Annotated in this window: 4 protein-coding genes; all 4 read right to left on the minus strand. The window is 40.4% G+C overall.

Going from position 1 to position 2,459, the window contains the following annotated elements; translation table 11 throughout:
* Positions 1 to 214: 214 nt before the first annotated feature.
* Positions 215 to 394 carry a hypothetical protein gene (locus AB1414_19195; protein ID MEW6609539.1) on the minus strand — a complete coding sequence of 60 codons (180 nt, stop codon included), beginning with the start codon at positions 392 to 394 and terminating at the stop codon, positions 215 to 217.
* Between the two features lie 2 nt (positions 395 to 396).
* Positions 397 to 870, minus strand: a complete 474-nt coding sequence (locus tag AB1414_19200; GenBank protein MEW6609540.1) for a type II toxin-antitoxin system VapC family toxin — start codon at positions 868 to 870, stop codon at positions 397 to 399.
* Positions 871 to 1,127: 257 nt separating this feature from the next.
* Positions 1,128 to 1,574, minus strand: a complete 447-nt coding sequence (locus tag AB1414_19205; protein ID MEW6609541.1) for a putative toxin-antitoxin system toxin component, PIN family — start codon at positions 1,572 to 1,574, stop codon at positions 1,128 to 1,130.
* Complete coding sequence (locus AB1414_19210; protein ID MEW6609542.1) at positions 1,564 to 1,857, minus strand: hypothetical protein; 294 nt, start codon at positions 1,855 to 1,857, stop codon at positions 1,564 to 1,566. The genes AB1414_19205 and AB1414_19210 overlap by 11 nt, the downstream gene beginning before the upstream one ends.
* Positions 1,858 to 2,459: the final 602 nt, after the last annotated feature.

Consider the following 2,459-nt stretch of genomic DNA (forward strand, 5'->3'; position numbering starts at 1 on the left):
GTTAATGACCCTCTGGGTTATCTTTTGGGACTCCAAAATGTCAAGAGAAACAAAAAGATGGCAAGAAATGAGGTAACACAATGCCACGCACCGTAAATATAGCCTTAAGTTCTACGCAACGCTCTCCCCTATTCTCCATCCCAAAGCTTCGGATTTTACTTGACACGAGTAGCGACTGGTTAGCGTTTTTCGCCCAGTGAGGTTGAGGAGTCAGTTATAGTGACTTCGCCTCTTCTTTTTTCAACCGCTTTGATGGTAAGGATACCACTTTGCGGCTTTCAAGTTTTTCTGCCGCTTTTAGATTATCGTAAATAGCTTTGAGGTCATAGCCAAATCTTGCAGCATGCTCCTGACGAGCTCTCCTTACTTCTTCAACAATAGGATCTTTCCACATTTTTACTCTCCCATGAGTTCTTCCGGTGTACAGATAACCGGAGATACATATCCTTGAGAAATACAAATTGACGTAACAAGAGAACGTATTTCAGCATTTGCTATATGGCGACAATTCCATGTCAAAATATAATCCATTCCGTGGACAGTAGCCAGACTTATATGGAGAGCATCTTCTCTTGCAGTCTCGGGAATATGACCTCCCTGTACAAGTTGATTTGCTAAAATCAATACTTCTTCATTAAGTTTGAGGAGAGGTATTTCTTCCAAAGCATCAAGACGCCTTTGAGCAGCTGCTTTATCTCCAGCTCCTGCCTCACTAATTACCAATTCAGATATGAATATATCAAAATCTTGAAGTCGAGTTTCCCACCATTCCTGTGTGATCTGCTGATGCGCAGCAACAATTATATCCCTACTGGGCTTCGCTGTAAGATAACTGACGATGGTTGTTTCCAAATAGATTTTTGGTTTCATATGCCACCATTCCTGTCTGTGCCACCTAAACACTAACGATAAAGTTCAGGTGCGGCGGGGAGGATTGCCACAAAAGTTTGATAGCAAGATAAAACTTTGAGAGACCACAAAACTCTGACCACGGCACAGTCCCCCAGCGGTCAACTGCAGCGCAGGGTTAGACAAAAGCTCTAATTCGCTGTCTTTTCCTTTTCCTCTGCCTCACCGAATTATTGTGCATTCCACATTCACGGTTTGCCCCTAAAATATCTCTACTTTTAATTATCTTCCACATTAACTTTTTTGTCCATAATTTCTAAAAACTCACTTGGTTTAACAATTTTAATCCCCTTATAAACTTTCAGGTTAAGCAAGTGAATATCACCCGAGACAATATATTTAGCCTTTCCTGCTCTGGCACATTCTAAAAATTTATTATCATCTGGGTCTCCTTTGATTACTTCTATCTTTGGTCCAGGGTTAATAATGGATGAATAAGAACCAATAAGTTGATACCAATAATAGGCAAAATCATCCGTATACCCAAAATCTCTCCGCAGGATTTTTGCCAATTCAGTCAATATTTCTATCGAAGTAATGAGCGTAAATTCTTTATTCTTCCATTTCTTCAAGATAGCATAAGGTTTTCCAGACCATCCTATCGCCGAGATAAGCACATTAGTATCAAGAACAGCCTTTATCAATTCTGAATCATCAGGAGACATTTTCAACTCCACGGTGTCTATGAACTTGTTGACTAATTAGACTCATTACTTCATCTTCTGTCAGCCTTTTATCACCAATTCCTCTTTTTTGACACCACTTTTTAAAATTTTCTCTACCATATTTAATCATCTCATCAAAGTTATCAAAAGAAACATCTTTCATTTCTTTCCATCTTAAGAAATTCACATAATCAATTACTTCCTTTATTCTCTCAATGGAAAGCTCCTGTATCAACTCTAACAGTCTCCTTTCGTATCCAACTAAACTTTTCATTTTAATCATACCTCCTATCTCCTGTGCAGGTTGTAGGGCAAGGCTTCAACCTTGGTTACTATTAGCAAACCTATGAAGGTTCGCAGTACTGAATCCTCACCTTAAAGCGTTAATTTCAGGGACCCATTAATTTCGGATATTAATTTGGGGGACACAATACTAAATTTTACTTTTTCTCAATAAAAAATACTTCTCTCCCTCATTGCACCTCAACACGGCACAGCCCCCGCAGTCAGGTGCAGCGAAGGGTTAGAAAAAGCTGCACTTCGCCGTCTCTTTCTTTTTGCTTCCTCTATCTTACCTAACTATCACCTTTCAGTAGACCCTCTTAGCCTTCTCCCCTGTCGCTTCTAAGGGATAAGCAACTCTTTCAAGAAAGCATCAATCTCGCAGGCCTGGTATAGGCCACTAAAGAAGCAAATATTCTCACCAAAACTTCCAACAGGAATAACTCTTCCTTCTCCTTCTTGTCTGCCTGGCCTGTCTAACGACAGAGCTCACCTGCTGCGAGGGGGAATTACCACTAAACTTTGTAAGCAAGATAAAACTCTGGTAAACTACAAAACTATCTCCATCACGCCACAGCCCCTCGCAGTCAGGTGCAGCGAAGG

The organism is bacterium (assembly GCA_040755795.1).
Lineage (GTDB): Bacteria > UBA9089 > CG2-30-40-21 > CG2-30-40-21 > SBAY01 > JBFLXS01.

Excerpts from the sequence above, each read along its gene's own strand:
- AB1414_19195 (MEW6609539.1), bottom strand. The coding sequence starts at position 394 with ATGTGGAAAGATCCTATTGTTGAAGAAGTAAGGAGAGCTCGTCAGGAG.
- AB1414_19200 (MEW6609540.1), bottom strand. The coding sequence starts at position 870 with ATGAAACCAAAAATCTATTTGGAAACAACCATCGTCAGTTATCTTACA.
- AB1414_19205 (MEW6609541.1), bottom strand. The coding sequence starts at position 1,574 with ATGTCTCCTGATGATTCAGAATTGATAAAGGCTGTTCTTGATACTAAT.
- AB1414_19210 (MEW6609542.1), bottom strand. The coding sequence starts at position 1,857 with ATGATTAAAATGAAAAGTTTAGTTGGATACGAAAGGAGACTGTTAGAG.